The organism is Leifsonia sp. SIMBA_070, assembly GCF_046534635.1.
In the GTDB taxonomy this organism is placed as follows: Bacteria; Actinomycetota; Actinomycetes; order Actinomycetales; family Microbacteriaceae; genus Leifsonia.
The window spans coordinates 1-260 of the sequence record NZ_JAWRYK010000483.1; the positions used below are offsets into that span (position 1 = coordinate 1).

At 66.2% G+C, this 260-nt stretch carries 1 pseudogene; it reads right to left on the minus strand.

What is annotated here, in order from left to right:
• Window positions 1-260 (minus strand): annotated as a pseudogene (locus SB754_RS21140) (hydrolase); the annotation flags it as partial.

Consider the following 260-nt stretch of genomic DNA (forward strand, 5'->3'; position numbering starts at 1 on the left):
GATCGAAATCGAATCGGCACAGCGAGGTGGTGATGCGTTCGACCACTGCGGCGGACAGGGGGATGCGGTTGGGGTAGCTGCGCATGAAGCTGACGCTGCGGCGGTCGGGATTCGGCAACACGGTGTCCCCGCTGAGCATCACTCCCCGACCACCGGCACCGGCCTCCCAGTGAGCGATGGCGCTACCCGGGAAATGACCGCCGGGCTGACTCAGGGTGACCCCGGGAAGGACCTTGAGATCCCCGCTCCACGGTTCGATG